The organism is Neoroseomonas rubea (genome assembly GCF_016106015.1).
GTDB classification, from domain to species: Bacteria; Pseudomonadota; Alphaproteobacteria; order Acetobacterales; family Acetobacteraceae; genus Neoroseomonas; species Neoroseomonas rubea.
In genome coordinates this window covers 1-2,362 of the sequence record NZ_JACADQ010000469.1, presented here as the reverse complement: position 1 = coordinate 2,362, position 2,362 = coordinate 1, and the positions used below count along the sequence as shown (strand labels likewise).

General features: G+C 74.2%; 3 protein-coding genes. 2 read left to right on the top strand and 1 reads right to left on the bottom strand.

All coding sequences use genetic code 11. The annotated features are described in order from the left end of the window. The coding region (locus tag HW577_RS23745; protein ID WP_198378575.1) for an MFS transporter at positions 1–962 on the top strand (962 nt) is incomplete at its 5' end. Here the strand turns inward: HW577_RS23745 and HW577_RS23740 are convergent. Next, positions 944–1,330 (bottom strand): RidA family protein, encoded by a 387-nt coding sequence (locus tag HW577_RS23740; protein ID WP_198378574.1) that lies wholly within the window; start codon positions 1,328–1,330, stop codon positions 944–946. The two genes, HW577_RS23745 and HW577_RS23740, sit on opposite strands and share 19 nt — an antisense overlap. Before the next feature lie 111 nt (positions 1,331–1,441). Between HW577_RS23740 and HW577_RS23735 the strand changes: the two genes are divergently transcribed. Then, positions 1,442–2,362, top strand: a 921-nt coding sequence (locus HW577_RS23735) for a Bug family tripartite tricarboxylate transporter substrate binding protein (protein ID WP_198378573.1), incomplete at its 3' end; no start/stop codon positions are given.

Sequence of the window (2,362 nt, the reverse complement as noted above, 5' to 3'; positions counted from 1 at the left end):
ATCCGCGCCGGCTGTTCCTGGCCTGCGCGCTGCTCGCGGCGGGCGCCTCGCTCGCGCAGACGCTGGTCGCGCCCGCCGGCGGCGCGGCGCTGGCCCTGCGCTTCGTCGCGGGGGCGGCGATGGCGGGCGTCTATCCGGTGGGGATGAAGCTCGCGGCCTCCTGGGCGCGGGGGGATCTCGGCCTGCTCATCGGCATCGTGGTCGGCGCCGTCACGCTCGGTTCGGCGCTGCCGCACCTGCTGCCGACGCTGGTGGGCTCGCTCGACTGGCGGGCGGCCTATGCCGGGGCGGGGCTGCTCGCTGCACTTGGCGGGCTGCTGATCCTGCCCTTCCGCCCCGGGCCGCTGCTCGGCGCGCGGCCGCCCTTCCGCCCCGCGCAGGCGCTCGAGGCGTGGCGGAACCGCGGGCTGCGGCTCGCGAACCTCGGCTACCTGGGGCACATGTGGGAATTGTACGCCATGTGGGCCTGGATCGGGCTGTTCCTGTCCGGGCTGCTCGGCCGGGCGGAGGTCGGGCCCTGGGTCTTTGGCGTCATCGCGGCCGGCGCGGCGGGCTGCGTGCTGGCGGGGCTGGCGGCGGACCGCTGGAACCGAGCGCGCGTCGCGGCGGCCTGCATGCTGGTCTCAGGCGTCTGCGCGCTGCTGATCGGGCCGGCATCCGCCTGGCCGGCGCTGGCACTGGGCCTCGCTTTCCTCTGGGGCTTCGCGGTGGTGGCGGATTCGGCGCAGTTCTCGGCCTGCGTCGTCACGCTCTCCCCGCCCGACTATGTCGGGACCATGCTGACGGTGCAGACCTCGATGGGCTTCCTGCTGACGGCGGGGATGATCGGGGCGCTGCCGGCGGTGATGGGCGCGGTCGGGATCGGCCCGGCCTTCGCGCTGCTGGGGATCGGGCCGCTGGTCGGCGCGGTGGCGATGTGGCGGCTGGCGCCGCTGCTGCCGGTTCAGCCCTCCCCGAGATAGGCCGTCGCGTCGATCTCCACGAGGCAGTCGGGCGAACCCAGGCCGCTGACGATGCAGGAGACGCGGTGCGGCGGATCCTCGGCGAAATTGGCGAAATAGACCTCGTTCATCGGCGCCCAGTTGTCGCGCGAGGTGACGTAGACGGTGCACTTCACCACGTCGGCGAGGCTGCCGCCGGCCTCCTCGATCAAGGCGCGGATGTTGTCGATCGTCTGCTGCGTCTGCGCCCGCACGTCGCCCACGGCGAAGCGGCCTTCCCGGTCGCGCCCGGTCGAGCAGACGAACATGAAGCCCCCCGCCACCGTCGCCTGCGCGAAGGGGAGGGAGGGCTTGAACACCTTGTCGGAGGAGATGGCGCGCTTCGGCATGGCTTCGGGTCCCGGTCCTTCTGGCACGGGCGATGCTAGGCGCGGGGCGCGTCGATGGACAGCGGGCCGCCGCGGCGCGACCATGAAACGCCTGCCGGGAGAACCGAGCCCATGACGCTGCGCCGAAGCCTGCTCGCCGCGCTTGTCGCCACGCCCGCGCTGCCGCGGCCGTCCTTCGCGCAGATCCTGCCGGGCGGGCGGCCGATGCGCTGGGTGGTGCCCTTTCCGCCGGGCGGCGCGGCCGATGCCATCGCCCGCATCTGGGCCGAGGCGGTGACGGCGCGGACCGGCCAGGCCGTGGTGGTGGAAAATCGTGGCGGTGCGAACGGCATCCTCGGCGTGCAGGCGGTGACGCAGGCGCCGGCGGACGGGACGACGCTCGGCGTGCTCAACGTCTCCTTCTTCGCCGCCCTGCCGCTGATGATGGCGCGCCCGCCCTACGATCCGGCGCGGGAGCTGAAGCCCGTGACGCGGCTCGTCACCTCGACCGTGCTGTGTTGCGTGACGGCCGAACGCGCCCGGCAGCGCGGCTGGACCGACTTCCGCGCCCTGCTGACCTGGGCGAAGCAGCCGGGCAACCAGGTGACCAAGGGCTCGGCGGGCAATGGCGGGCCGGCGCATCTGCTGATCGCGACCATCGCCAGGCGCAGCGGCGCCGAGATCCTCCACGTGCCCTATCGCGGCGGCGCGCCGGCGCTGACGGACCTGCTCTCGGGCCAGATCGACATGGTGTTCGACTTCATGCCGGCGCTGATGCCGCATGTGGCGGCAGGGCGGCTCGTACCGCTCGCGGTCGGCAGCCGGGAGCGCAGCCCGCTGATGCCCGCCGTGCCGGGTCTCGGCGAATTCGCCGATCTCGGGATCGGCGACCTCGACCTGCAGTCCTGGAACGCGCTGGCCGCGCCGGGCGGCCTGCCGGAGGAGGTCGCGGCCCGCATCGCGGAGGGCATCCGGACCGCCGCGGGCGCGCCCGGCCTTGGCGAGCGGCTCGCCGCGGCGGGCCTCGTCCTGCCCCCGATCGACAGCCCCGCC

What these genes read in the sequence shown, in the direction of transcription:
- HW577_RS23740 (WP_198378574.1), bottom strand. Translation starts at nt 1,330, where the DNA reads ATGCCGAAGCGCGCCATCTCCTCCGACAAGGTGTTCAAGCCCTCCCTC.